This window comes from Streptomyces sp. NPDC048516 (assembly GCF_043199875.1).
In the GTDB taxonomy this organism is placed as follows: Bacteria; Actinomycetota; Actinomycetes; order Streptomycetales; family Streptomycetaceae; genus Streptomyces.
Genome location: NZ_JBICWS010000033.1, coordinates 24,326 through 50,892 on the forward strand (window position 1 = coordinate 24,326; position 26,567 = coordinate 50,892).

Below are 26,567 nucleotides of genomic sequence, written 5' to 3' on the forward strand. Positions count from 1 at the left end.
GGCAAAGGGCATCTGCCAATCGGAGAAAGGCCAGGTAGTTGCCGACGGTCGTGGGTGTTGGCCGCGGATAGTCCGACGAGTAAGGGCAGTCCGTTCGCGTTGGGGACAGGACACGCGTCTTGGGACCGGGCTTACCCCGGTCGACGGGGCTCGGACCTGCAAGTTCGCCCCCATTTGCGAGGACCTGGGCGGAGTCGAGGACTGCGCGGGAGAGGTCGACTAGGTCGCGTTCGTCCAGGAGTTGGAGAACCCTTGATGCAGCTGGGCCCAGACCCTCGTGCGGGACCAGATGACAAACCGCGCTACACGGTCGACTTCGACGCCCCGAAACACGGTGGCAGCGCTCGTCAGGCGCAGCCGCTGACGAGTACATAGATGATCGCGACTCCACCGCCGTGCGGCCACACCCGAGCCGCCGACTACAGCGGCCGTGCGATCTCCCACAATCCGTCCGAAACGATCCATCCCCAACGCCCGCCCCCAATGCCCAGTACAACAGTCAACCGGCCAAGTGACACACGATCTTATGGAGGTTGCCGTACAGCTGGGTGAGTCGGCTGGCTGCTACAAGGTGCAGTTGCTGGAGGCAGATGACGTGTACGTCCATACCCTCTCTGTGGCGTCTGTCCCAGGCTGCTGCACGCAAGCCGCTATTCGGCCACAAGGCGGTGGCCGACGGCGGGCAGATGCCCAGCCGCCTCTGACACGCCAACTTGCCAATACTACAGTGAGTTGTTCCGCAGCAGGGCGGCCCTATGGGGTATCAATCCCGTGCCTGTTGGGGATAGGGCTGGAACGACGACTCGAGGAGATGGCGATGAGTGACCGTGTTGACCCGAGGCTGGCCTACACCATGAGCCCCGGCCCTTCCCCCGGCCCAACTCCTGCCCCCAACCCGTCACCCTCCCCGCCAGGATCTTCCCCAAGTCCTGAGCCCTCTCCTTCACCGGGGCCGAGACCTCAACCGCCGGCCCCATGGGGCAAGGATCCTGACGTGGGGGTCGATCCGTCATTCCTGCGCAGCAGAGCAGATGCCTGTGATGTCGCAGTCGAGACGATTCGCATGACCAGGGGTGCAGCCATGGATGCCAACGGCGACCTGAGTAAGGCGGCTTCCGGTTGGGCCTTCACGCAAAGTATCGACGACATGCAAAGCCGCTGGGAAGCACTCGTGAAAGAGGTCACCGGCCGGCTGGACACTGCGTCCGATAACTTCCGGATCAGCGCGGCTGCTTACGAAGAAAATGAGGATCGGGTCCAGTCCTCGTTTTTCAACATCTACCGCTAACGAGCAGGACGGGCAATGGTTACCTTTACTCAGATTATCGAATTGGACGTTTCCGGCCTGGAGACGTTCGCAGACCGATGGGGCCGCGTACATAGAAAAATCAAGGAAGCCCGCGAAGGATTCCATGACGATGTGGTCCGCAAGCTCCATGATGATCAATGGCGGGGGGCGGGCGGCAGCAAGGCACAGGATTACTGTGACCGAATACAGACGGCAATCGACGCCCTGGATGCCGAAGTGGTGAGTCTGCGTAGATTTCTCGACGAAGAGGCCGACGGCTCAAAGGGTAGCGGCGGCGTCAAAGGCTTCGAGGGCCTACAAAAAGAAGCTTGTGCGCTGCAAGAAGAAGCGTTCGTCCATGGCCTGCTGATCAATGATGACGGCAGCATCCAGCGTATGGGGGGATATGACCCTACTGCGCCTGAAGGCTCGGAAAATCTCGACGAGGAGAAGCGCATCATCGCTAATTCGCTCGAAGAGAGAGCCAAGAAGGTGATCGGTACGGCTACTGAAAACGACGAATGGATAGCCGCTAGCCTGAAGGTAATCTTCGGTACGGTTGGCAACTTCGAGACGGAGGACCGCAGGTACAAGGTCTCCGAGCCCACCTTGAAGGATCGGATGGTGCGCAATCAGCTGAATAATGTTGGTGCAATGGCTAATATGAGGGGCTGGAAGACGACTGCTGGGCTAGTCCAGCACTTCCTAGACGGCAATGGTGAGCCGGTCGAGGTCCAACCGCAGCAGATGATGAAGGATATCCCGCAGTTTCAAAGAGACCTCGACAAGACCATGGATCATGACGTCAGCAAGCGACCAGACGGCCCCTTCACCACTGAATGGAAGTCGACCGCGCCGAACCCCAAGGATGGGGACAAGAGCATGGACTGGTATTACGGGCTGAATCACTTCCAGTACCGGACGGTCGGTGAGAAGCATGGGAATGAAGTCACTTACCACGTGGAAGTTCAGAAGCGGTACGACTGGGGAATTCCCAGTGAACATCGCAGAACTCAGGAGGCATTTGGCGGACCGTTCGAGATGTCATTGGAGCAGGCAGATCTCGCTCACCTCAACACCACTGGATTGGGCCGAGACTTCGACGTGAAAGGGAGTTCAGAGCAGATGAGGGCAACGGTATGAAGCCTCTATACGTTGGCCGTCACACTGGTAAGCCGCGGGAACCGCGGGATCCGAATGACTCGGAACAGTCTGCGCCTCAGTCGCGGAAATGGCGTCTCGCCGCCCTCAGTCGAAGCAAGGGCGCGAAAATAGCCTTTTGGGTGGGAATCTTCGCCTGCCTTGCGTTTTCGATCGCCGTGATCGTCGGCCTCGTTCAAGGCTATTACGAGATGAGCCACCCGCCCGGCGGCTGGTGTCAGGACAATTCCCCCAAGTGCGTGAAGCCCTGACCAGGGTCAGCCTGGTCGGTCTGGTGAATATGGGGCGCATGCTCGCGTCCATGTTGCGTGAGTCGGCCAGGACGAACCTGACATTCCTTTCCCCGGGCCCTGAGATGGCGGAGCGTACGGCTGCACCTTGGCGCAGTCGTTGATGCGAGCGTGGGTGGTCAGTCTCTGGTGAAAGGTCGGAGCTCTCGCACTCGCCGCCGCCATCTGCTGCTACAAGCGGCTCGACCGCCTCACCATGTAGGACACGGCCTAAGAGTCGTGGGTGGACGACTGACCCGGTGCACGGTGGCGAGTTGCAATGTCCAGGCCCAGTGTCACGTTCACCCGCCGCCACTTCCGCTCGGACCAACGAGGCGCCTTTCGAGCGTGCGCCCGTGCCCACTCACGTAGTTCCTGATCTGGCTCCATCAGGAGCCTGCTTCCGCAGCGGGCCGCAGCTCCGACCGGGCGTGCTCGCGGTTGCGAGCCAAGTCGTCGGCGACTCCCGCGGCGATGAGGGCAGCGCCGGGGGTATGGCCGGAGCCGACATAGCGCCAGGAGGCGTCCGTGACCGCGCCGGGTGCATCGTCGTGCCCCTCGTGTGCAGCCCGTTCCGCCCGCAGCGCCGCGTACGTCGCCGAATACGCCCGGGACTTGGTGAGGACGTGCCCGCGGAACCCGAGGGCGTGAGCCCAGGACCGCAGCCGCAGATGCTTGAACTCGGCCAGGCCGCCAAGCCTCCAGCAGGTTCGCATCAGGGTCCGGACATGCGGCGAGGCGGGCACCGCGTCGATGTCGCCCCAGGCCGAGAGCCGCCGATCGGCGCCGGCCGCCGTTTCGCTCGCCCCTTTGGTGACGTACTTGGCCACGTACGCAGCCACGGCGTCGTCACTCAGCTCGTAGTCCTCGGGACGAGCGCGGAGCGGCCGAACGTCGATCTCTCGGCCCCATCGCAGCCCGTGCTCGCCAACGGCCGGGCTGTAGGACGTCCGCACGACGACGGAACGGGCAGCAGCTTGCACGGCGGCGCTGAGCCGAGCGGCTGTGCCCCAGACCGGCGGTGGGTCTACCGGACCGGCCGGGCCATCGAGTCGGACGACGGCGTGGACGTGAACTGCCGCGCGCTTCTGATACTCGGCGACCTTGGCGAAGGACAGTCGGGCGTGATCGGAAAAGTGGCTCTGCGGCAGGCCGGCCGTCACGGCGAGGCGTCGACGGACGGCACGAGCGAAACGGTCCCAGAGTTCCCCGGCGTGGGCATGCCAGAGGACATGCGTCACGTAGTCGTAGCAGTCAGCACAGAGCGGTTGGCCGACCAAGGGGTCAGCGGGGTTGTGGACGGAGGCGCAGCCTGTCGGTCGTTCGTGTGCGCAGTGGGCCGCACGACGTCGCGGTCGGCAGCGTGCCCCGGTGGTGGACGCGCGATGAACCGGGCCGAAGGACGGAGCGGTGAGTGTGACGAAGAGCCGGGGGTGTTCGCGGACGTCGTCCGGGACGTTCTTGCCGCCGATGAGCCCGGCGCGGACGAGGTGGAACGTGTCTCCGGCGTGGAGGCGGGAGCAGGGGGCACAGACAGTGGCCCGGCGGTTGCGGCAGCGGACCAGGAGGCGTTCGCCGGGGTCGTTTCGTGTGTCGTAGTGGTGCAGGATCTCGCCGGTCGTGGCGTCGCGCGTGGTGGTCGATCCGGCCAGGTGGACCGGGTTGGCGCAGCCGCCGGTCGCGGTGATCTGCTCAAGCCAGCGGGGGAATTGCGGGTCTTGCGCAAGCCGGATGGCGTCGCAGTCGATTTCGGAGAGCTGACGCAGGCGCGCCGAACGGTCGAGGACGGCGCGCCTGTCAGCCGAGGTGATCTCGGCGGGGATGGTGGTGACCTCCCGGGGTGGGCCGCCGAAGCGGCACGGTGGCTGGGTGGTGGCGTGGTGTCGTCCATGTCGTTCTCTCCTTGCGTGGTCAGGTGTTGAGCGGGCAGTCAGCGGATGGTTCCCGCGCCCCGGCAGATCCGGCACCTGTGCCTGCGACCGGTCCAGGTCGTACGGGATCCTTCGCCCTTGCAGTGAGGGCAGCGCACACGGCGCATGGGCATGCTGTGCCTCCTGTTCCTAGGTGTGTTGGAAGCCCGAGAAGACCCAGGTCACGAGTCCGTTGATGGTGAAGATGACGGGGGTCTGGCCGATGTACACGCCGAAGAGGGCGATGAGCACGGCTTCCCAGGCCCGGACGTCGCGGGAGCGCACCAGAAGCACGGTGATGATTCCGAAGGCCACCGCGAACGGGATGGCTGCTACCTCGCTCATGCGCCTGCCTCCGTGTCCAGGGATTCCAGGGCACTTGCAGGCCCCGGCAGTTCGGGGGCCAGGTCTGCGTATTTCACCGCGGCTTCTTTGGCCTCTTCAGGCCGCGTGAAATGGGAGCGGGCCCGGTCCCAGCCGCCGTCCGTGCCGGTGCAGACGGCTACTCCCTTTTCCTCCGCGCTGATCGACTGAGCTACGGCCACGGCGTCCTTGTTGAGGTCGCCGAGGGTCATCTCCGCCGTACCGGGATCGTTTACCCGGTGGCAGATCCGGCCGCCGAGTTGTGCCCGCAAGGCAGTGACGCCGGAGCCGAGTTCAGAGCCGACCCGCTGCCCGGCGACCACCAGGTGGAGTCCGAGTGCGCCACCGAGCTGTGCCAGCCGCAGGAGGTACGTGGAGCACTGCTCCGCCTCTGCCCGGTCTCCCCGGGTGCCGTTGGACAGGTACAGCTCGGCGAGTTCGTCGATGATGACGACGACCGGAGCGGGCTGTTGCTTCTCGGGCAGCTCCCAGATCGAGCGGGCGCCCGCCTCCCGGCAGATGTGCATGCGGTCCTGCATCTCGACCACGAGCGCGCCGAGTATGGCGGCAGCCTCACGGCGGCAGGTGGCCAGTGCAGTGAGCCGGCTGCCGAAGAGCCCCAGTTCCATGCCTCCCTTGCAGTCGATACCGACGAGGGCGACTGGCTGCGGCGCGAGCTGCGTGATGAGACGCGCCAGGAGCGTGGACTTGCCCGATCGGGTAGCCCCGGTGATCAGCCAGTGCGGCTCCGTCCGCAGATTCATCACCCACGCACCGCCGCTCTCCAGCACTCCGAGCAGGGCCGAAAGGAGGGCGGCCGGAGCAGAGGCGACGCCGGGGCGCTCCAGGGGGTCGCTGGCAGTGGCGACAAGTCGGACGATGCCGCGCTCCGGCGAGGAGACGCGCACGGCGTGCATGCGCCAGGCGTGCGCCAGAGCGTCAGCCGCCGCGATGAACGGCGCCGGTGTCTGCCCCGGGTGAAGCCGTACCTCCACGCTCAACCCCGTACGCGTCGCCCGAGGGAAGGAGATCCGCGGAGTGACGGGCCGCAGGGTCTGCCCCTTGACGACCAGGTCCCCGACGAGTCCGTGCGCCGGCCGGCGGGAGACGGTCAGGTCGTTGATCAGTGCGACCTTCCGCCAACTCCCCATGATCCGGACGACGGCTACCGGGTAGCCGGTGAGGTACCAGAAGCTGACCGGATGCCGGTCCCGCATGTAGTTGCCTGCGACCAGAACCCAGGCCAGCACCGCCAGGAGTAAGGCGAGTGTGTTCGGCCCATCACGCATCACCCGCCTTGCGCTGAGCGGCGCCGGCCGGAACGGTCGGCACGGGCGTGATGGCGGCGGCGCGAAAGCTGATTCCGTGCCGGTCCCCCATCGCCCACGCGAAGGCGTCAAGACCGGTGACCTTGACCTCGTGCCCCTCTTCAACGCCCTTCGGCTCTCCCGTGACCGAGATCTCGATCACCGAGACCCGTCGGCCTTCCTGCCGGACCGTGACGCCGACGGTGTAGATGGTGTTGCCGTCACGGTCCTTCTTCACCTCCTTGCTCTCGAAGTCCGCGATCTTCGGTTCCGGCGCGACGGCGCAACGAAGTACGCCGAGCCGGGTGGTGTCCACAGGGATGGACTGCATGTTCTTTGGCCTCCTTGGCCACTTAGGCGTCAGCTCAGATGCTGACATCTGTCATTACGGGGGCGTAGGCCCGGAGTTCGGACTGCGACGGCCGTGGAAGCTGGGCGCCGTACTCCCGCCGTCACAGATGCAGGCGCGTGAGGAGAGCGAACGGCCCGGCTGTGGCTGAGGGGGAGCGGGCAGCTGCCGCGCTGTGGCTGAGCCCGTCGTGGGCGCTCCGCTCAGCGCGGCCCCGTCGTGGTGACGCGTTCGGCCGCGGGCTTTGGGTAGCAAGGTGCACTGCGGCAACGGTGGCTTCATCACACGCCCCGCCGTCGAGAATTCGTGCTGCACTGCCTCAGCAGGTCTGCCAGCTCATCTGCGGCGGGCAAGGCTGCCGTGAGTCGCACGACACCCCGACCTTCGGCATCGACGTTGGGCACCGCCCGGACATTCGAAGAATCAAGGCCCGCAGCCCGCAGCGCGCCATTCAGCTTGTCCGCCGTCGCCCTGGCCTGCCGCCAGCCGGACAGGTAGTCGACATCGGCGCTCCACACCCAGGCGTCAGGCCCCACGTCGTTGAGGCCACCCATCAGCCCATCTCCGTCATCGCGCATCACGTGCGCCGCCTCCGTTCCCGTCCAGTAACGCTTCATCAACTTCTTTTTGGCCGGGGCATAAAGGCAGCACGGCGGCCCCGGTACCATCAGGCACCGGGGCCGCCGTGCCCCCTGCCGGGCCACCCTTCGCTTTCCACGGCTGACGGGGTGGCCCGGTCTCGGTATTCGGTTGTTTTGCGCGAGTGTCAGCGAGGCCCCTCTACGAGCAAGGCTCGGAAGAACGTCGTCACCACGCACCGGAACCCGGTGTGTCCGGTACGGCCCGCGTGGCGCAGGCACCACACGTCCGGTCCCTCGGCTTCCTCCGACGCACCCGAGTCCTCACCGCATGACATGCACTCCTGCACGTAGATCGGTCCGCTCCCCGAGGTGTCGACCGTCAGAGCCCAGTCCGCGAAGCGCCATACCGACCGAGCCGCCGTCACCGGAGCTCCCGATCACCGCGCCAGACCGCGAGCTCATCCGAGGCATTCACGCGCAGCGGTCGCCCCGACTTGAAGACCAGCGTCAAGGCCGGCTGGCCCGCCCCGCGCTGGTCGGAACGCACTGCTTTCACCTCTCGGAGTTCGCCACACAGACTCACCACGTCGCCGCGACGCACGCGCGCCGCCAAAACCCGTGCCATTGCCACCCATCACCCTTCATTGAGTGCCATGCCAGATCGGCAGGCCTCGTTGCTTCGTGGATGTGGACGCGGCCCCTCAGCCCTCTAGGGAGCGTGGACCAAAGGGCCGCGCCCGGCCAGACACGGTGGTCGCTCCATGTCTGGCAGTGGGCCCGCCGCGGCCTCCCCGATCGCAGAAGGGAGTCTCGCCGCCAGCAGCGGACCACGTATCTCTACGTCCGGCCGTCGGAGGCGCGGCAAACGAGGTCGAAGCGGCAGAACACGGTTTTTCCGCCCACCTCTTCCGGCGACCACCACAGGCTGTCCGCCAGCGCCTGCACGATCCGCAGGCCCCGCCCGGAGTCCAGTAGCGCCGGCTCGGGCGGATCGTCCACCAGCTCAGGAGAGGAGGCCTTCCCCAGCGAGAACTGCGGCGGGGAGGAGTCCTCATCGGTCACCCCGAGGAAAAGCCACTTGGGCCACTTCGTGAGAGTGACATCGATACGGCGAGCAGCAGTCGGCACAGCCAGGCGGTCGTCAGGAATAGCGTGATGGACCGCGTTGCCCACAAGCTCGGACGCGCAGAGCACAACATCGTCGACGAGAGCACCCAGGGCCCAGTCTTCGAGAGCTGAGCGGACCATCTTCCGCGCTGCCTGCACCGTGTCCGCTGAATCCGCGAACAGAGTCAGCGCCTGGAACTGCTCCAACTGCGTGGCGTCATATGGAAGAGCCTTGACCCGCGGGGTCAAGGCCGAGCGATCCATCCTCCGAACGCTCATCGCATTCCCTCCAGTTACCGACAGGGCGACCTCCCTGCCGTGAGAACAGTCAAGGGCAGGCCAGGCGGAAGCGGGAGCGTTCACCGGGGGGTTCACGAGAACACCGGTGGGTACGAAGGGGGTTCACAGATGAACCCCCTATGTCAGTGGCTTGTGCCACGATGAATACTCGCCGTCATTCTCGGGTTGGCAGGGGAGCATGAACCGAGAGCCGAACGCGCAATTGATCGCAGTCATGGACGAAGCGAAGGTCTCGAACAAAGGCCTCGCAAGACGTATGAAGGACGCCGCCGAGCAGCGCGACGACAGCCTGGGGACGACACACGTCTCCGTACAGCGGTGGCGGGACGGCGCGGGGATCCAGCCGAGCACGGCCGCGATCATGGCGGACGTACTCGGCGCCAAGCTTAAACGGCGCATCACGCCCGGCGATCTTGGATTCTTCGATCAGTCGAAGCCCGCAGCTCCACCGCCGGCCGAATACCCACGCACCGTGCCCGACGTCCTGTCGATGCTGGACGGGCTTGCCGAGGAACGGGCCGAAGCCCCGTCGAGCAGCCCGCTGATCATTCCCGAAGCCGGCCTCAGCTCCGCAGTCCTGTCATGGATTGTGGCGCGCCCCGACGGTATCGAGGCCGACCGGCCCGCCTCCCCACGCGTCGGCATGCGCGACGTCAAGGCGATCAGGGCGGCCGCCGAGATGTTCATGCAACTCGACTTCAGATTCGGCGGTGGTCACGGCCACAAGGCCCTACGCCATTACTTCCGTCATGAGGTCCTGCCGCTGCTCAGTGCCAGCTACAGCGAACGCGTCGGCGCAGCGCTGTTCGGCGCCGCTTCCGAGATCTCACAGTTGCTCGGATGGACCGCGTATGACTCCGGGAACCACGTCCTCGCGCACCGCTACCTGACGGCGACGTTACGCCTGTCCCAGGCCATCGACGATCGCATGTTCGGAGCCCGCATTCTCGGCAACCTGAGCCATCAGGCGAACTACCTCGGCAACCACGCCCAGGCGATTCAACTCGCCCGCGCCGCCGTCGAGGGAGCCAAGGGCCGAGCCACCCCACGCGCGATGGCGAACTACTCAGCAATGGAGGCTCGTGCCTACGCGAACACGGGCGACACCAGCGGCGCCGGCCGAGCCATGAACGAGGCAGAACGCCACTTCGAGCGAGCTGACACCGGCGAAGACCCGGAATGGCTCGGCTATTTCGACTCGGCAGAGCTCATGGGCGAACTCTGCCACTGCTTCCGCGACCTGAAGATGCGCCGCGAGTCAATCGAGGCCGCACAACGCGCGGTCGACGGCACCGACCCGAAGTACGCCCGTACCCTCGGGTTCTGCCGGATGGTCCTCGCCCAAAGCCAGCTGCTGAACGGCGAGCTGGAAGCCGCCGTGGAGACCGCAAGCCTCGCAGTCAACAGCGGAGACACCCTCCAGTCGTACCGCTTCCAGCGCTACGTCACCGACTTCCAGCAGGAGGTCAGCATCCACGTAGGGAACCCTTCCGTGGCTGCCTTCCACGACCAAGTGCGTGAGGCTCTTGGTCGTCTGGACGAGATCTAGGGCACGTGCGACAGAAGATTCCCAACGGTCAGAACCAACGGCCGCACTGGGCTCTGCATGGGCTCTGCAGCTGTGCTGGCCGGTCGATGGTGCGTTCGGTGCGTAGGCGTTGGCCTCCACCGCGAACGGCACGGAGATTGGAGCTGGCGCAGGGCGGCTCAACCACCCAGGAGCCATGCGGAGTTGTGATATCTTCTTGCCAATCTCAGACTGCGGGAAGCGGTCTGTCCGCGCCCTGGGCGGCCCGATGAATGTTGGGGTGCCAGGAAGGATTCCATAAACTTGCTCGGGCCTCCGCACGGGTGGGCGGGAGAGTGGTTTCAAAGCCTGCGGGACTTTACCCGCGTGTAGTGCCCTGTTCTAGCCTCCGAGGGGCTTCCTCGGTCTGAGTTTTTGGTGTCGGCAGGAATTCAGTTCTGTCCACGTAGTTTGTGGTCGAACTGATCCTGCGGTCTGTGACCGGTTCGACCACCTGTAATGGAAGGGTCTACGAACCGGTGGACGAAATTATCGTTCTCTGGCTCCTTGCCGGCGCAAGCGTGATCTCGGTTCTCCTCTTTTCAGTCAAGGGTGTTCTTGATCAGTTGCCGGGAGTTTTTCAGTCCTACAGAAGGGCGAAGCGCGCTTGGCGGGGTGGCGGAGAAAGTGGCCAGGAGTGAGCAGAGGATGCTGGAGCCGACCTTCCGGGCCCTCGGACGCCCTGGCACCGAACCACCCTGCACCTCAGCCCTCTGGAGACCCCTAATCCAGGGGGCTGTCGTCTCTCCGAGGAGCCTCATGATCGGCCGGTGGGTGCCATCAGGGCAACCCACAGGATACAAGACGCAACACATCCACTGCCCGACGCTCCACGTCAACTGTCAGGGCCGCGAGGGGCAGTCGGTCTGCCGCGGCTGCCGACTCGGTGACGGAGAAGACCTGGTGACTTGCCTCCTCGGCCAGGCTCGTGACTGGCTTCAGGCATTAACCTCCCGCGACGGCACCTTGTACGGAGGAACCGCCGGCGCGTGAACGGGTCACATCCCCCACGCTTTTCGGAAGGATTCGATGCAACCGACCGACGTCCAGGGACTGAGCGAGAGTGCCTGGCGGGCGTCAGCGAGCTTGCCGAGGGACTTGTGGCCTGCTGCTAGAGTCTCTGCTTCTCTAAGCTGGGTTGCGTCCAAGTCTTCTCCAAAGAACTCGATCACTGTTGCGGCGAAGAGCATGAAGGCGGCAAGTTCGCATCCCAGACGTGCTGCGGGGAGCAGTTGGGAGGAGCCGCCAGGGTCGGGAGTGGTCCTGCCCCTCTGGACGATCCATGAACGCAACTCGTCGTGCCACTGGCGAAATTGTGCTGCCGTAGCGCTCTTTGGCTCGATGCATTCGAGTTGACCAAGGAGGTCAAGTCCAACGGGGTTGCAGGACTCTCTTAACAGACTGTGTCGTATGGCCCACAATCGTGCGACTGCCTCGCGCTGCATTAGGTCCGGCACAGCCCGTACCAGGTGAATATCGTTATCACTCGCCACGTCTAGCCGACCGACCAGCTCACGTGTACTACGCAGCAGTTCACGGGGAAGGCCTCCGGAGAGTACGTAGCATAGTGCCACGAACGGTTCCTTCCATCCTAGGAGCAGGCCATAGAGAATCTTCCGCGCCGTGGGCATACTCAGGCGCTGCAGAGTGATTACGTCATCGAAAGAACTATCAAACACATCGCGGAAGGGTTTGCCGCGCCGCTCGAAGCTTGCCGCTGCTTCCTCCGAGACGGAGACAAGGAAGAAGCAGCGACTTGCTCCGAAGACTGCCTTGATGTCGTTGAGGAAATCCTCAACCGATTCCGCGCTCTTGAGTTTGTCCAACTCGTCAACCGCGATGACCAGTTCGTAACAGTTGGTCGCCGACTCAAGGAAGGCCCGAAGCTCGGCAACGATTTCTGGGAAAGTTTTGGTGCGCTCCGCCAAGGTCGTTCCCTGCTTGGCGCCGACGTCAACGCCTAGGGGAAACTGGCGTGTTCCGCCAATCTTGACCACGGTTGAGCGCTCGCTATTGAGGGTCTGCTCATAGCGGATCTGACGCAGCTTGTTCCACGCGAGGTCTCGGAGGTCGCGAACATCCTGGGATTCTACGAAGTGCCTCATCTCCATCCCCACAGTGAAGTGACGGGCCGCACCCACAGCCATGGAGAATTGGGTCACGCGGATCCCAGCGAGGAGTAGCGTCACCCCGAGGACGAGGGCTCCCATACCACCCAGCAACGCCCAAGTGCCAGGCCCCAAGCCTCCAGCTGTCGTGAGCAGGGGCAGACCGATCGCTGCGCAAAGAGCGAGGTATAGGCAAGACGAAGTCGCAATAGCGGAACGGTGGTAATGAAGCCGTCGCTCTTTGGTCGCTCTCTCCGCGCGTGACATTCCAGGTGATTGCCAGAGGCCGGCTGGAACTGTCATCCGCACGATGCTGACGAGAACCAATGTGAGCAGCATGGCCGCCACGGCCGTCAATGCCAAGCCCAGGTAAGAAAGCCAGCCGTCGGGTGCAGTCAGCAGCGGAGCGGCTTGGTTAAGAAGGAAGGCACCTACTGTTAGGCTAAACGCACCAGCCAACGCGACGCAGAGCCCAGTAATGGCTCTAGCGGACCGCCATTGGGGGATCTCATTTCGACCAATTTCCTCCGATTCCAGGTCCGCCTCCGGACCGAGGACCGCGCGACAGGCTTCGGCATGGAGGTGCAGTACAAAGTCGCGGGGCTCGTATGCGACAGGTGCCGCCACGGCGACACCCAACCTTGGTCGTTTGGGCGAGTCGGTGCGTACTGTTCCAGAATCCCTGACGGGTGTACTGGCAGGCGTGAAGAATTTGATGAGGGTCGACTTCCCTACCCCCCCCCGGGGGCCAGCGATCCCGAAGCTTCCTTCAGCGTGCTGGCGGATCATGGCCTCCAGGCGTTCGAAGGACGACGTGATCACCACCTTCTCGTTGGTGATTGTTTCTCGGAGGCCGTCGAGAGATCGTACTCGCATATTCAAAGCGAACTGCTCAGTCGCAGCAACGTTCAGGGCCGTGAGGACAAGTCCCTGAACTGCTGATTCGGCTGTGTAGCTGAGGTCTCGTTGCGCTGACTGCCACTCCGTTTCCAACGTGCGGAAATCCAAACGCTCGCGTGCGCTGGAGCGTTGGCGGTCCAGTTCCTCCTTCACCTGCTCTTCGACTCTCGTCAGTAGGTGGGCAACGATGGCAGCCTGACTCGGGAGAGCGTCCCAGGGATCGGCTGGCCAGTCCGGTGGCCCGGACCGAGGCTTGCGCCTAACCTTTGGCAGCCAGCGCCGCCGAGCCTCGCCCCAGGTTGCGGTCGTTCCCGGACCTGCCGTCACCAGTCTTTGGGCGGCAACACATCGCTCCCATGCTGCGTTCAGCAGGGCTCGCACTTGTTCGATGCGGAACCTTTCGGTGGTTGCGGGCCCAGTCGCCGTGAGCTCGCGAATTGCGCCTGCCACATCTGACAGCTTCTCCCACGAGACAGTGAGCCTCCTGAACTTCCGCAAGTGACTAGGATCTGATGCCATTTCATCCACCAGCAGCTCATGCAGACGCTTGTAGAGCTGACGAGTGCGATCCAGCTGGTCGGCGATGTTCAATCTCAGAACGTCACGTTGCGCTGTGATCACTTGTGTGAGATCCGGGGCCTCCTGGAGTTCCTCCATCTGCTCGATGATCTCCGGTCGAGCACGCACAGCCTCCAGCGCCTCGTCCAGGACTTTGCTTTCAGCAACGTAATAGGGTCCCACCGGCGCGGGCAGTGTGAAGGACTTCGGCGAGCCCCGACCGCGTGCACCCTGCTCTGGAAGGTCGCCGCTTGGAGATGGCATAGGGACCACCCGCCGTCATCGTTCTTTGTTTTCCAGCCTCACCCCATGCCTGTGCACAGTCAAACCGACCTTCGGGTCCTGTGGCTTTGAGGACCGGAAGCTCTTGAGCTGCTTGGCCTTCCGCTGGACGTCGTTGCTGCGGGCATAGCGCGCGGTTGGAACCAACGGCGCGACCGCCCTGGCTGCCGCGCCATCAGCGGTTGTCCTGCTGGTTCCGGCGTTGGGGGATCGTGCGCCGCATCTGCCATCGCCGCAGGCGACGGGTCCGGTGTGAACTGCATCCGCTGTCGCCCACGGGTGTTCCGGTCGCGTCCCCGGATGCCCGCTGGCCAGGTGCGGTGTACACCGACGGACCAAACATGTGACTCATCGGACCCGCCTCCGCAACTATCGGGGGCGCCAATCCCGCGGTCCGTCGTCATTGCGCAGGCCGGCAATGCGCCGCCGGTACTCGTCAGCGGTCGCGCCGTCCTCCTGCACGTTCTGCATGAGCCACGTCGTCATGCCGAACTCCTGGAGGCCGCGCAGTGTCTCGTACCCGTGCCAGTCGTGCAGGTCCCGCCCGTACGCGGTCACGAAGTCGGCGTACTGCTCACCGGTCTGCCACCCTAGGCTGTGGTGTTCCACGGCCGTGACCATCAGGTCCCACTCCGGGTGATCGAAGCAGAAGGCTTCGAAGTCGATCAGGATCACTTTCCCTTGATCATCCACCATGAGGTTCTGCACGTGCGCGTCACCGTGTACAGGCCCTTTGGATGTCTCGAACCTCAGGTCGTTGAACTTGTCCCGCAGCTCCCGCCACCGCTTCCGCAAGAAGAGCTTGTCATCCTGGGGGATCACGGCGCGGTCCAGGCGCAGTTCTTGCTTGTCGAAGGGGTCGAAAGACGGCAGCTCAAGGCCGGCCGGGACAGTCAGCGCATGAAGGTCGCGCAGCATGCCGCCCAGCTCCCCGTACGTAGCCTTCCGGCCCCCCTCAACGATCAGATGCCAGAAGGTCACAGGATGGCCGTCTATCAGGAACGGTTGCTCCAGGTCCTCGACGATGCGAACAGCAGGGAACCCTTCACGCTGGAGCCACCGCGAAACGGCTACCTCTGTACGGGCTTTGGGCAGCCACTCTTCTCCACGTGCCACACGGACGATCACCGGCGCCGACGCCAGCCGAAAGAGTCCGTTCTCCCCGAAGCGGATCAACTCCGCCCCTCTGTCATCGAGCCCCGCAGCCCGACACGCGCCAGCCATCACCCGCGCCGCCCCCGCCGACGTGAACCCCTCTTCCGACCCCCGAGCAGCGTCAACCGCCATGCCCGAACCAGCTCCCCTAGTTGCGTGCGATCAACCGGCGCACGCCATGGGCGACCAACCCGCGTGTGCCGGACACGACCACGACCGTACAGACCCGTCACCGACTCAGCCGAGAGGATAGGTAGCGGCAGCCGGACGACGTGGTGCGCCACGTTTGCTGGGCGGGTGCACCACGCAGGCATGAGAGGTAATTTCCGTACGCATGCCGTTTCCTGCACTACTCTTTAGTAAGTAGTAAATGGCCTGGCGCTGCATCATTCCCCTTCCTGAAGTCCATTTTACGCGCTAAAGTCCCAGCCTGCCGGGTGCCCCATCTGATCCCAGGAATCTAGAGTTGCGCGCAGGATTACGCAATATTTCTGATTGAGACCTCGAAACTCTTGTGTCCGACTCATGCTTTCGAGGAGGGATTTCATCCTTCCTTGTGAAGCGAACTTTTGAGCAATGAATGCGACGTCATCGTAGCGGCGATCTCGCGCGCAAATAACCATATATCTCGCTGCCGTGAAATCATGACCGCTGTTCGCGACCATGTCAGTGAATTGACTCCGTTGGGCTGGCGAGATGCCGAGCAGGGCTTTCCAGAGGGCGGACATATCTGGCATTCGTCCGTAGTCAAATGCGGAAATTAGGAGCTGACGCGCCCGGCCTGTATGCCCTTCCTCCAGCAGTCGCAGCAGTGCCGGAACAGTCAATTTGCATGACAGGGTCGACAGGGCACGGAGGATTTCATTCTCTGGAATATTCGCCACGCGAAACCTGTCCCACAAAGCCACAACCTCATAATCATCCGACCTTGTGTTGACGGCACGCGCCAACAGTCTTTCGCTTAGGTTCCCTGTCCCAAAGGTGATCTCTCTCCAGTCGTTGGCCAGCTGTGACAGTTCAACATCTGCCCGCGACGACGCGGCTGCATCACAAAGAGTGATGATGGGCTCTGGCTTCTTGATTGCCTGCATATGGTCGTTCAAATCCTCCGCAAGCGCAGCAATCGCGAAGCCTGCAGAAATCACATCCTCAACTGGCCTCAGGCGGGCTACATTTTCCACAAAGTCATTCAGAAGTAGCTTGGCGTCAATCCCCTGAAGCCACTCAACCAGTGCTACCACATCAGCAAGTTGACGCGACCATGCCGCCTCGGTCAACGCCTTCGATACCTCATGAACTCTCTCGCTCGTCCACTTCTCAAACAGTTCCGCCCGAAATTCTTCCAGAGGAACATCAGTCACCCCGTCCAAGATTGTGCGCTCTGCAAGCTGTTCCTCAAGCAGCAGTACACGCTCCCTGAATTCCACACTCTGTCGCTCTGCCTTCTCGCGGAGGTGAAGAGCGTTGTGCAGGTCTTCCCGGAGCTCTTCGAGCTCCGTCATGAGATCATCGCGCTCTGCTGAGAGCCCGCAAACTTCCCCCTCCCGCTTAGCCTCTCTTTGTGTTGCCGCAACCTGTTCTGCCGTCCAGTCACTGTGGGCCTGAGCTACCTCACCCCGGAGGCTCTGGAGTTCGTTCTCCTTCTTCTCGATAAGGAGGTGAAGCGCCTCTTCTCGGTGTATAAGGCGTGTGACCTTGCGATTAGAGTGGGCCAGTTCGTCGCGCAGCGCCTCAAGCTGGTATTCGGCGGGATTGCTGACCTTCAGGGCTGCCAGGCGGAGGTCTCGTAAATGTTGCCGCACCTCTGGACGCATGGAGGTGTTGTGATGCGCTTCGGTTTCACGGATGAGGCGGTCGATGAAGTCTTGCGTTGCCAGCCGCTTCCCGCTCAACGACCTCGAAACGAGGGACTCACTCCATGAGGTCCGCAGGGCGTATGCACGTTGGGTGACCCCCAGAGTGTTGAACAGCTCGGACAACTCCTTGCCGAGTGCCGCAACTTCGGGCACGTCGCCGCGTTCGACGGCCGACGAAGTTGCTGGTACGCGCGCGATCTCGTTCACCGGGTCCCCTGTGACGATTTGACTTGGCATTGGCAACGGTTGCGCCTATCGCAACATATCTGGTCTTACCAGGCTTGAGTCATCGACTAGGCGTCCCAGACAGGAAGGGCCTCAATGTCTTCTCGTTGGCCAACGGTTTTGGCTGGCGCACGATGGGCGCAGCGCGCCGTCATCGTCGCGTTCGCGCTCGTTCCCATGCTCGTTGTGACGGTGGCTTCGTCGCCGGCCTTGCTAGTGCTCCCGTTCCTGCCAGGGCACAGCTCAAGGGCCCAGGACATCACTCGCCAACTCGCGGCATGGACCCGGACGTTGCTGGTGTCTAGCAGGTAGGTGGCGTTCTTGAGGTAGAGCTCACTGAGTTAATCAGGCAGTGCGCACGGATGCGCCCCGACCTGGAAGAGATCGGGGCGCATCCACCGAGCAAGTTGCGACAAGTCGGCAGCCAGTGCGGAAACCTTCTCCTGCCTCGCGATCGAGGACTCCACCATGGGGCACGATCAACGTGCGTATCGATCGTCCAGCAACGCTTGTCGATGTGTAGCGGATGGCAGCGAGGCTTGAGGGCTGTGAAGCTAGGCGGCCTTCGGCTTGGCCTGCTGTACCACCTCGAACGACCACAAGGCAGAACCGCTAGCAGCGGGCTTCGGCCGGTCGCTGCCGCCCTGGTGGGCCGCCTTCATGGGTCCCTCCATCCACGCCTGGAACGACTCCTCGTCACGCCACCGCGTGTACACCAGGTAGTCGTCGGTGCCTTCGACCGGGCGGAGGAGTTCGAACCACTCGAAGCCGTCGGAGCTCTCAACCGCGTGGGCGCGGGAGGCGAAGCGCTTCTCAAGGGTTTCCCGCTGCTCGGCGGGGACGGTCAGTACGTTGATCTTGACTACGCTCATGCGCCCATCTTGCCGCATGTGGTGTTAGCGGAGTGTCAGCGGCATCGAGCGGAACAGAGTGGTACATCAGAGCACCCGTTGCGGGCGCAGCAGCTCGAACCACTCGAAGCCGTCCGAGGAATCCACCGTTCCGGCGCGCGACGCAAAGCGCTTCTCCAGAACCTCGCGCTGCTCGGCGGGCACGGTCAGTACATTGATCTTGACTACGCTCATGCCCCCATCTTGCCGCACGGTCGGCCCGCGGCGGCCACGAAAACCGTGCCGCCGGAGGCGTGGGGCGCCATGGCTACTACCTTGCGAGGTCCCCAGGCCGTCCGGCTTCATCTTCCCGAGTGCGCAGGGTGCGTGCCATGCGTGCCTCGGCGGACTCCCCGGCGCCGTACGGGCCGAGTGGAAATCAGGGCCAGGGCCGGCAGGCGCGGCCGGTCAGTTGTGCAGTTTCAGGCCCTTGGTGATTTTGTCGATGATGCCGCGGGGGCCGTGAACGGCGAGTCCCACCAGGTCGAGGTCGGCGACGGCCACCGCCCGCACCGCGGCCCGGTTGTCGTCGTCGTTTCCCGTGCGGAACATGTCGGCGGTGTACAGCGCGGTCGGTACGCCGCGGCTGAGTGCCCGGGCGTGGGTACGGGACAGCGCCCGGGAATCGGCGGCGTAGCAGAGCACGGGCTCGCGCAGCAGTGCCAGGTAGTTCTGCCCGGAGGCGTCCTCGTAGGGCTTGCCCATGATGTCGTCGGTGGCGTGCGCGATTCCGCTGGCGAGGAAGGCGGTGACGTTCAGTTTCTGCCAGACGGCGAGGTCGTCCCGGACGATCACGGCGATCTTGGTGTCGAAACGAGGCGCGGCCGGGGCGGTGCCAGGGGATGTGGCCGTGTCGGCGGATGCGGTCGGTGCAGTCGTCATACGGGGAGTGTCGTCCGGCATCCGGACCACCGTCTTGAACGCTGGTGCGGCGCGGCAGACTGGAGTGATGAGCAGGCAGCACGGCGGGGACTGGGCGCGCTACTGGCGCGACAGCGAGCGGCCCCTGGAGGCGATGCACGCGCACTTCGTCCGCCATGTCTTCCACCCGCACAGCCATGACGCGTACTCGTTCGCCGTGACGGAGACCGGCGCCCAGCGCTTCACCTGCCGGGGCGCGGGCCACACCAGCGCGGCCGGCATGGTGATGGCGTTCAACCCGGACGACCCGCACGACGGGGAGTCCGCCGTCGAACTCGGCTTCACCTACCGGATCATGCACATCGGCCCGGACGTGGTCCGCGGCGTTCTCGACGATGTCACCGACGGCCGGGGCGCCATGCCGCTGTTCGCCCGTCCGGTCGTCGACGACCCGGTGCTGGCCCGCGCCCTGCGCCGGCTGCACCCGGCACTGGTCGGTGGCGCGGATAAGTTGGTGCGGGAGGAACGGCTCACCGCGGCCGTCGAAGCCATGGTGCGGCGCAATGCGTCCCGCGGCGCCACGCCCACCGGACCGCGCGAACTGCCCCCGGGCGCACAGGCACCGGCGGCCCGGCGCGTCCGCGAGCTGCTGAGGGCGGCCTATGACCAGCCGCTGTCCGCCCAGGATCTCGCCGATGCGGCGGGCTGCAGCCGCTTTGCGCTCTACCGGGCGTTCCGGGCCGAGTACGGCATGGCGCCCAGCGACTTCCAACGGCTGCTGCGACTGCGACGCGCCCGCACGCTCCTCATCGACGGCCGGCCGGCCGCCGAGGCGGCCACCGAGGCAGGCTTCGCCGACCAGGCGCACTTCCACCGCTGGTTCGTGCGCTGCTTCGGTGTCACGCCGGGTGCCTTCCGCGGGGCCGGGGCGCGGACGTGAGGCGGCAGAGGTGAGGCGGTGGACGTGCGGCCGTGGACGTGCGGCCGCACGCGTGAGGCTGTACACGTGAGGCCGTACGCCTGAGGCGGCTGACGCGGGGCACGGGTCGGCCGCGCGGCGGCGGGGAAGGAACCGGAACCGTTCGAGCGGCACTGCGCCCCGCCGGTTGGACCGGCGGGGCGCAGTGCCGCAGCAGTGATGAAGCAGCTGTGGTGCAGGGTCCGATCGCCCCGTCGCCTGCCCGGTCGGGCGGTGCGCGGCGGCGCTCGGTGTGCGGTCAGGCTGCCGAGCCGGCCTTGACCGCCTCGCGGACCTCGCGTGCCTCCGCCTCGGTCTCGACGGCCGGCGGGGAGCCGGGCAGCGGCTTGCGGGCGCTCTCCGACATCAGCAGGACGGCGATGCCGCCGATCACGGCCGCCGCCATCATGTAGTAGGCGGGCATCATCTTGTTGCCGGTCGCGCCGATCAGGGCGGTGACCACCAGCGGCGTCGTCCCGCCGAAGAGCGACACGGAGATGTTGAAGCCGATCGACAGGGAGCCGTAGCGCACCTTGGTCGGGAACAGCGCGGGCAGCGTGGACGGCATGGCCGCGGTGAAGGTGACCAGCAGCAGTCCGAGGGCGGCCATGCCGACCGCGATGGCGGCCAGCGACCCCTGCCGGATCAGCAGCAGGGCGGGCACGGACAGCACCAGGAAGCCGACGCAGCCCGCGCCGATGACCGGACGGCGGCCGAAGCGGTCGGTGAGCCGGCCCGCGAACGGCTGGACGCCCATCATCAGGACCATCACCGCGAGCACGACCAGCAGTCCGTGCGTCTCGTCGTACTTGAGCTCCGAGGTCAGGTAGCTCGGCATGTACGACAGCAGCATGTAGTCCGTGACGTTGAAGACCAGGACCAGCCCCACGCAGAGCAGCATCGACCGCCACTGACCGAAGATCATCTCGCGGATGCCGATCCGCTTCTCGGCCTCGCGGCGCGCCTTCTCCTTGGTCCGCGCTTCCTTCTCCAACTGGGCGAAGGCCGGGGTCTCTTCCAGCCGCATCCGCAGGTAGAGGCCGATGATGCCCATCGGCCCGGCGACCAGGAACGGGATGCGCCAGCCCCAGGAGGTCAGGTCGTCGGTGGACAGCACCGCGGTCATCAGCGTGACCAGGCCGGCGCCGCCGACGTAACCGGCCAGGGTGCCGAACTCCAGCCAGCTGCCGAGGAATCCGCGCTTCTTGTCGGGCGCGTACTCGGCGATGAAGGTGGAGGCGCCGCCGTATTCGCCGCCGGTGGAGAAGCCCTGTACCAGGCGGGCGACGAGCAGCAGGACGGGCGCCCCGACGCCGATGGAGGCGTAGGACGGGATCAGGCCGATGGCGAAGGTGCCCGCCGCCATCATGATCATGGTGATCGCGAGGATCTTCTGCCGGCCGATCCGGTCACCGAGCGGCCCGAAGACCATGCCGCCGATGGGGCGGACCAGGAACGCTGCCGCGAACGCCCCGAACGTCGACAGCAACTGCGCGGTCGGATTCCCGGACGGGAAGAAGACATGTCCGAGGGTGACCGCGATGTAGCTGTACACGCCGAAGTCGAACCACTCCATCGCATTGCCGAGCGCGGCCGCCGACACGGCACGTTTGACCATCGCGGGGTCGACGACGGTCACCGCGTCCGATGGCTGCTGGGCCGGATCCCCGGCCCGCTCCTGTTGCGGATCGGCTGCGGTATCGGCACGGCTGCCGACGGGGTTACGGGGCCCGGGGGCGACGGTGGAATGCGTCGGCACGTGCTCGCTCGCCTGCGCTCTCTTTGGACGACAACATGACTCCGCCCGCCACGGAGCGGCGGGCCCAAGCCCGCCATGGAGCGGCGGGCAAAGGTCGACCATAGGGGCAGACCGGATCATCACGGACAGTGCGCGGACGACCGCGCAGGTGGCCGTATACCCGCTCCTTGCTGGGGAAACGCCTTGTCGCGGAGCAATCCACGGCACTTATGTCTGTGATCCATATCGCGATCATCCGCTGCAACCTTCGGCGGATTGTGAGGTGCACCACGTGCGGGGGAGGGGGTGGGCCCGGGTGACGGGCGCGCCGCTGCGGGGTTGCGGGAGTCCGCAGGCGGGCGCGAAAGCGGTGCCTGCCTCGCGGGCACGAAAGCGGTGCCTCGCGGGCGCGAAAGCGGCGCGGCGGCACACTACCCGGCCGCCGCGCCGATGTGGATCGTCGCGTTCTCTCCAGGGTCATCCATGACCGCCGGCCCCGCCACTCGGGCGCGGGCCGGCCGGCGGGCCGTTCAGCCGGTGAAGAGCGCGGTGAGTGAGGCGACGACGGCAAGAGCCGGCTGGGCGATATCGGCGCCCGCGGCCACCATGGCGCGCAGCCGCTCCAGCCTGCCCCGTACGGCCGGCTGGTCGGGCGCCGGCTCGGCGGTGAGTCGCGCCAGGTCGTGCACCACGCCCGCGGCCTCGTCCCGGTCGGTGTCGGAAAGATCCCGGCTGTTGAGGACGAGCTGCAGGAGCCGGCTCAGCTCGTCCACGCCGGCCACGGACGGGTAGCTGTTCTGGAAGTCGCGCACGACGGTGTCCGTCGGACGGTTGATGAAGGTGGTGTTCGTGCCTTGGAAATAGAAGTTCTCCGTCATGGAACCCGATCCTCCGGAGGTGATGACGACATGGCAGTCGGTGAGCCGCAGATCGCGCACGCCGGCCGCTTCCGTGGCGGGGCGCAGGGCGGCGCGGATGGCCCCTGACGCGGCGCGGATCCTGGCGAAGGCTTCGGCGTCGGTTGCCGCTGCCCGCTGTGCCCGCCCGATTCTTCGGAGCATCTCTTCGGGCGAGGCGTATTGCGCCTCGTCGAGGCGGCTGTGCTGGTAGTTCAACGGGTGCGAGTCCGGCGGCAGGGGGAATTCGCTGACCGGTGCCCTCGGCCCGGTCTGCTCGGCAGGATCCTTGAGCACGCGGGCAATGCCACCGAAAAGGGAGCGGAAATATCCCACGGTGGACTGCTCGACGGGGAAAATGATCTTTTCGCTGTCGCGCAGACCGCCCCGTGGATCGCCCACGAAGACCAGGCAGGGCAGCAGGCCGGGCTCGATGCCGAGCCGGTCGGCGAGGGCGTAGGCGCCCTGGGGGTCGTACGGCTGCCAGCGCAGCCACTGCATGCCCGCCAGCGGACGGTAGAGCTCGGGTTCGAGCCGGGTGCGCCAGTACCGTTTCGCGGCGCCCCGGTGGGCACGGCGCTCCACGACGAACACCTGGGTCGCCGGGCCGGACAGGGCGTGGAGGTCGTCGAAGTGTGTGCGGACGTAGGTGGCGAGTTCGTGGTCGGCGTCGGTGTAGAGCAGCAGGCCCCACAGCCGCGGACCGCTCTCCGGGGCCGGTGCGTTGGCGGTCAGCTGGAGCTTTTCCAGCAGAGCGGCAGGGTTGCGCGCCGCGCTCATGCTGTAGCAGGCCCGGGGCTCCCGCTCGATGCACAGCACCAGCAGGTCGCCGTCCGCCAGTTCGGCCTCGGCCAGCGTCCAGGACTCGTCCAGCCGTTCGTCCGTGACCGGGTCGGCGAGCCAGGTGCGAAGGACCGGTGGTGGGTAGGCGGTCCGGGCCGCCTTCCTGCGGTGTGCCTCGGCCAGGCACAGATCCTTCAGCTCCCCGACGGTCAGCGCTTCGGGCGTCGAGACCTCCATGGCGCCCTGCAGGCAGGCCTGGGCGACATCGGCCCAGCGCCGGCACCGCTGTTCCTCGGTGTCGCCGGCGTGGCCCTCGACACCGAGGCGCTCGCTCAGCAGACGAGCGAACCGCACCCCGTACGGACCGTAGGAAACCACGGCCCAATCGCCGTCCCGCACATCGATTTTCAGTCGCAACAGTGCCTCCCCCGGGTCACCGGTCTGCCCGCAGTATGGCGGGGTAACGGGCCGCGCTTCCGGGGAATCGCCGCTTTGGGGCGCCGGGGCATGGGCGCCGGGGCATGGGCGCCGGTCAGGCGTCCCGGTCCGGCGTCCCGGTCCGGCGTCCCGGTCCGGCGCCGTCGCCTCACGGCATCCACGCCTCGTACGACATGACCTCCCCCGACTTGATCCTCAACTCCGGTGCGTCCTTGGTGAAGGTGATCTCCAGCCCCAGGAGTTCGCCGGTGCGCGGATCGAGGATCACCATCTGGCGGGTGGAGTCCGCGGCGCCGTCGGGCCCGTCGTACACATACGCCTGCCCGCGCCGGCCCAGCCGGTCGGTGACCACGCCCGCCTGCCGCAGCCCGTCCGCATCGGCCAGCATCCGGACGATGGCGGCCGTCTCGCGCGGCCCCGGGGTCCACTCCTGGCGGAAGGAGGAGAGCGCCGACAGGAGCTCCGGCGTCGTACGGGTGCCGCCGGGACCGCCGTACAGCCACGACAGCTGTTCGCGCAGTGCCGCGGGGTCGGTCGATGGCCTCGTCCGGGAGGCGAGGCCGCTGTGCTGGGCCTCCGAGCCCGCCGGATAGGTCTTGCGGTGCAGCACCTTGCCGTCGCTGACGGTCTGCCAGTGGCCGTCGTTGTCGTGGATCACCGGGCGGCCCGGGTGCTGAGGGTCGGTGGCCACGACCAGTTCCGAGCCGCTGCCGTCGTCGTGCCAGCGGGTGATGCACTCCTCGGGCACGGTGACGGGCGGGTGGGCGTCAGGGCCCGACTCCATGCTCATGTACCAGCTCTGCAAATGGCTGCCCCGGCTCGGCCCGTCCGCGGCACCGGCCGCCCGCGCCCTGGCCTCCGCCCTGCGGGCGAGGACGTCCAGCGAGACCGACGGCGCATCGGCGTGCAGGGCGAGGGCGGCGGGCGCCGCGACGGCGGGGCCGCTGCCGGCACCGGAGAAGGTCAGCACGAGGGCGGCGACGACGGCCGACGACACGGCGGTCAGGCCCAGCACCAGACGGCGACGGCGGACGGGACGCGGACGGCCGCGGGGGGCGGCGCCGGCCGTCCATGCCTGCAGGCGGGCCTCGGCCGACGCGGTCAGCGGGCGGTCGCGCCAGGGCCCCTCAGCGGCGGAGACGGGGTCGGCCTGCCGCAGCAGCTCCAGTTCCTCAGTCATGGCGGCGGCCTCCGGCTCGGGTCGGTACGGGGTGGGGGATCGCTCTGGGCGGTGCGGGTGGTGAGGGCGGCCGCGCAGGGGGTGACGGTGGCTGCGCAGGGGACGCGTCGGGCCGTGGCGGGGGCGCGTCGGGCCCTGCGGTGCCCCTCTGCCGCATCCGCTCGATCTGCGTACGAAGCCGGCCGCGCGCCCGGTGCAGCCGCATGGCCGCCGCGCTCCGGCCGCATCCGAGGGTCACCGCCAGCTCCTCGACGGTCAGTTCCTCCCAGGCCGTCAGGCGCAGCACTTCCTGGTCGGCGGGGGTGAGCCGGGCCAGCGCCTCGTGCACCCAGGAGCCGGGCCGCTCCGCGTCCGGACTCTCCACGGTCTGCCGCCGGTGCGCCGCCTCGTGGTTGCCGAGCCGGTGCAGCAGCCGCCGGTAACGGCCCAGCCCCCGCACCGCATTGGCCAGACAGTTCCGGGCCACCCCGTAGAGCCAGGGCAGTGGCGCATCGGGGAGTTCGGCGCGGCGTCTCCAGGCTATGGAGAAGACCTCCGCCACCACTTCCTCGACCTCGTGTGCCTGCCCGTCCAGCCGTCGCGCCACAAAGCGGCTGACCGCCCAGTAGTGCGCGCGATAGGCCTCGGCGAAGGCGTCGTCCGTGCTCATGAACCCTTGGTGTCCGGCACGACGCCGATCTTCACACCCTTCTGGGGTGAGACTTCCCACCGGCCGTCAGGGCCCGTCGTTCCCCGCCGGGGGTGACGTCCGCGGCGGCTGCGGACACCTACGGGGCATGAGATCTCCCGTGAAGTGGCTGACGACCACCGACCACAAGACGATCGGCACGCTGTACCTGGTCACCGCCTTCGCGTTCTTCTGCGTCGGCGGACTGATGGCCCTGCTGATGCGCGCCGAACTGGCCCGTCCCGGCCACCAGCTCCTGTCGAACGAGCAGTTCAACCAGGCGTTCACGATGCACGGCACGATCATGCTGCTGATGTTCGCGACGCCGCTGTTCGCCGGATTCGCGAACTGGATCATGCCGCTGCAGATCGGCGCGCCCGATGTCGCCTTTCCCCGGCTGAACATGTTGGCGTACTGGCTCTATCTCTTCGGTTCGCTGATCGCGGTGGGGGGATTTCTGACGCCTCAAGGGGCGGCGGACTTCGGCTGGTTCGCTTATGCGCCGCTCTCGGACGCGGTGCGTTCGCCGGGCGTCGGCGCGGACATGTGGATCATGGGTCTGGCCTTCTCGGGCTTCGGCACGATCCTCGGTTCGGTCAACTTCATCACGACGATCATCTGCATGCGGGCACCCGGTATGACGATGTTCCGGATGCCGATCTTCACCTGGAACGTGCTGCTGACCGGTGTGCTGGTCCTGCTGGCCTTCCCGGTGCTGGCGGCGGCGCTGTTCGCGCTGGAGGCGGACCGTAAATTCGGGGCGCATGTCTTCGACGCCGCAAATGGCGGGGCATTGCTCTGGCAGCATCTCTTCTGGTTCTTCGGACATCCAGAGGTGTACATCATCGCGCTGCCGTTCTTCGGCATCAT

Annotated in this window: 22 protein-coding genes and 1 pseudogene; 6 read left to right on the plus strand and 17 right to left on the minus strand. The window is 65.9% G+C overall.

From position 1 onward, the window contains the following. Positions 1-17: 17 nt before the first annotated feature. Positions 18-485 (minus strand): annotated as a pseudogene (locus ACGFR7_RS35380) (transposase); the annotation flags it as partial. Positions 486-994: 509 nt separating this feature from the next. Here ACGFR7_RS35380 and ACGFR7_RS35385 point away from each other — a divergent pair. The 3 genes from ACGFR7_RS35385 to ACGFR7_RS35395 all read left to right on the plus strand — a co-directional run bounded on the left by ACGFR7_RS35385 (position 995) and on the right by ACGFR7_RS35395 (position 2,700). Continuing rightward, complete coding sequence (locus ACGFR7_RS35385) at positions 995-1,288, plus strand: type VII secretion target (protein ID WP_393327562.1); 294 nt, start codon at positions 995-997, stop codon at positions 1,286-1,288. Positions 1,289-1,303: 15 nt separating this feature from the next. Next, entirely contained in the window at positions 1,304-2,431 is a 1,128-nt protein-coding gene (locus tag ACGFR7_RS35390; protein ID WP_393327565.1) for a hypothetical protein, read from the plus strand. Between the two features lie 140 nt (positions 2,432-2,571). Further along, positions 2,572-2,700 (plus strand): hypothetical protein, encoded by a 129-nt coding sequence (locus tag ACGFR7_RS35395; RefSeq protein ID WP_393327567.1) that lies wholly within the window; start codon positions 2,572-2,574, stop codon positions 2,698-2,700. A 407-nt stretch (positions 2,701-3,107) separates the two neighbouring features. Here the strand turns inward: ACGFR7_RS35395 and ACGFR7_RS35400 are convergent, their stop codons facing one another. The 6 genes from ACGFR7_RS35400 to ACGFR7_RS35425 all read right to left on the minus strand — a co-directional run bounded on the left by ACGFR7_RS35400 (position 3,108) and on the right by ACGFR7_RS35425 (position 8,599). Further along, positions 3,108-4,484, minus strand: coding sequence for a replication initiator (locus ACGFR7_RS35400; RefSeq protein ID WP_393327606.1), 1,377 nt, complete (start codon positions 4,482-4,484; stop codon positions 3,108-3,110). Positions 4,485-4,778: 294 nt separating this feature from the next. Then, complete coding sequence (locus tag ACGFR7_RS35405) at positions 4,779-4,973, minus strand: hypothetical protein (RefSeq protein ID WP_085928420.1); 195 nt, start codon at positions 4,971-4,973, stop codon at positions 4,779-4,781. After that, the gene (locus tag ACGFR7_RS35410; RefSeq protein ID WP_393327571.1) at positions 4,970-6,280 is read right to left on the minus strand and encodes an FtsK/SpoIIIE domain-containing protein; all 1,311 of its coding nucleotides are present in this window, start codon (positions 6,278-6,280) and stop codon (positions 4,970-4,972) included. Before ACGFR7_RS35410 ends, ACGFR7_RS35405 begins: the two co-directional genes overlap by 4 nt. Then, the gene (locus ACGFR7_RS35415) at positions 6,273-6,629 is read right to left on the minus strand and encodes a hypothetical protein (RefSeq protein ID WP_085928418.1); all 357 of its coding nucleotides are present in this window, start codon (positions 6,627-6,629) and stop codon (positions 6,273-6,275) included. The genes ACGFR7_RS35410 and ACGFR7_RS35415 overlap by 8 nt, the downstream gene beginning before the upstream one ends. 299 nt (positions 6,630-6,928) lie before the next feature. Continuing rightward, complete coding sequence (locus tag ACGFR7_RS35420) at positions 6,929-7,264, minus strand: hypothetical protein (RefSeq protein ID WP_393327574.1); 336 nt, start codon at positions 7,262-7,264, stop codon at positions 6,929-6,931. Between the two features lie 801 nt (positions 7,265-8,065). Beyond that, positions 8,066-8,599 carry an ATP-binding protein gene (locus ACGFR7_RS35425; RefSeq protein ID WP_393327575.1) on the minus strand — a complete coding sequence of 178 codons (534 nt, stop codon included), beginning with the start codon at positions 8,597-8,599 and terminating at the stop codon, positions 8,066-8,068. 214 nt (positions 8,600-8,813) lie between these two features. Between ACGFR7_RS35425 and ACGFR7_RS35430 the strand changes: the two genes are divergently transcribed. After that, complete coding sequence (locus tag ACGFR7_RS35430; RefSeq protein ID WP_393327578.1) at positions 8,814-10,184, plus strand: sporulation protein; 1,371 nt, start codon at positions 8,814-8,816, stop codon at positions 10,182-10,184. 1,016 nt (positions 10,185-11,200) lie between these two features. Here ACGFR7_RS35430 and ACGFR7_RS35435 read toward each other — a convergent pair. The 6 genes from ACGFR7_RS35435 to ACGFR7_RS35460 all read right to left on the minus strand — a co-directional run bounded on the left by ACGFR7_RS35435 (position 11,201) and on the right by ACGFR7_RS35460 (position 19,058). Further along, positions 11,201-13,951 (minus strand): hypothetical protein, encoded by a 2,751-nt coding sequence (locus tag ACGFR7_RS35435; protein WP_393327581.1) that lies wholly within the window; start codon positions 13,949-13,951, stop codon positions 11,201-11,203. Positions 13,952-14,419: 468 nt separating this feature from the next. After that, entirely contained in the window at positions 14,420-15,337 is a 918-nt protein-coding gene (locus ACGFR7_RS35440; protein ID WP_393327584.1) for a phosphotransferase enzyme family protein, read from the minus strand. Positions 15,338-15,615: 278 nt separating this feature from the next. Then, a complete protein-coding gene (locus ACGFR7_RS35445) occupies positions 15,616-17,268 on the minus strand; it encodes a hypothetical protein (protein WP_393327586.1) in 1,653 nt (550 codons plus the stop codon). Between the two features lie 572 nt (positions 17,269-17,840). Further along, a complete protein-coding gene (locus ACGFR7_RS35450) occupies positions 17,841-18,158 on the minus strand; it encodes an antibiotic biosynthesis monooxygenase family protein (protein WP_393327589.1) in 318 nt (105 codons plus the stop codon). A gap of 66 nt (positions 18,159-18,224) precedes the next feature. Continuing rightward, positions 18,225-18,371 (minus strand): antibiotic biosynthesis monooxygenase family protein, encoded by a 147-nt coding sequence (locus ACGFR7_RS35455; RefSeq protein ID WP_393327592.1) that lies wholly within the window; start codon positions 18,369-18,371, stop codon positions 18,225-18,227. Positions 18,372-18,584: 213 nt separating this feature from the next. Further along, positions 18,585-19,058, minus strand: a complete 474-nt coding sequence (locus ACGFR7_RS35460) for a DUF2000 family protein (RefSeq protein WP_393327594.1) — start codon at positions 19,056-19,058, stop codon at positions 18,585-18,587. 67 nt (positions 19,059-19,125) lie between these two features. Between ACGFR7_RS35460 and ACGFR7_RS35465 the strand changes: the two genes are divergently transcribed. Then, positions 19,126-19,977, plus strand: a complete 852-nt coding sequence (locus ACGFR7_RS35465) for an AraC family transcriptional regulator (RefSeq protein WP_393327596.1) — start codon at positions 19,126-19,128, stop codon at positions 19,975-19,977. Positions 19,978-20,254: 277 nt separating this feature from the next. Here the strand turns inward: ACGFR7_RS35465 and proP are convergent, their stop codons facing one another. From proP to ACGFR7_RS35485, 4 genes are all read right to left on the minus strand, one after another. Continuing rightward, positions 20,255-21,634 carry a glycine betaine/L-proline transporter ProP gene (gene proP, locus ACGFR7_RS35470; RefSeq protein WP_393327609.1) on the minus strand — a complete coding sequence of 460 codons (1,380 nt, stop codon included), beginning with the start codon at positions 21,632-21,634 and terminating at the stop codon, positions 20,255-20,257. A 629-nt stretch (positions 21,635-22,263) separates the two neighbouring features. Further along, on the minus strand, positions 22,264-23,829 hold the full coding sequence (locus ACGFR7_RS35475) for a hypothetical protein (protein ID WP_393327598.1): 1,566 nt from the start codon (positions 23,827-23,829) through the stop codon (positions 22,264-22,266). Positions 23,830-23,998: 169 nt separating this feature from the next. Beyond that, positions 23,999-25,030 carry a CU044_5270 family protein gene (locus ACGFR7_RS35480; protein WP_393327600.1) on the minus strand — a complete coding sequence of 344 codons (1,032 nt, stop codon included), beginning with the start codon at positions 25,028-25,030 and terminating at the stop codon, positions 23,999-24,001. Beyond that, positions 25,023-25,679 (minus strand): RNA polymerase sigma factor, encoded by a 657-nt coding sequence (locus ACGFR7_RS35485; protein ID WP_393327602.1) that lies wholly within the window; start codon positions 25,677-25,679, stop codon positions 25,023-25,025. The genes ACGFR7_RS35480 and ACGFR7_RS35485 overlap by 8 nt, the downstream gene beginning before the upstream one ends. A gap of 127 nt (positions 25,680-25,806) precedes the next feature. On the opposite strand from ACGFR7_RS35485, the gene ACGFR7_RS35490 reads away from it, so the two are divergent. Continuing rightward, positions 25,807-26,567, plus strand: a 761-nt coding sequence (locus ACGFR7_RS35490) for a cbb3-type cytochrome c oxidase subunit I (RefSeq protein WP_393327604.1), incomplete at its 3' end; no start/stop codon positions are given.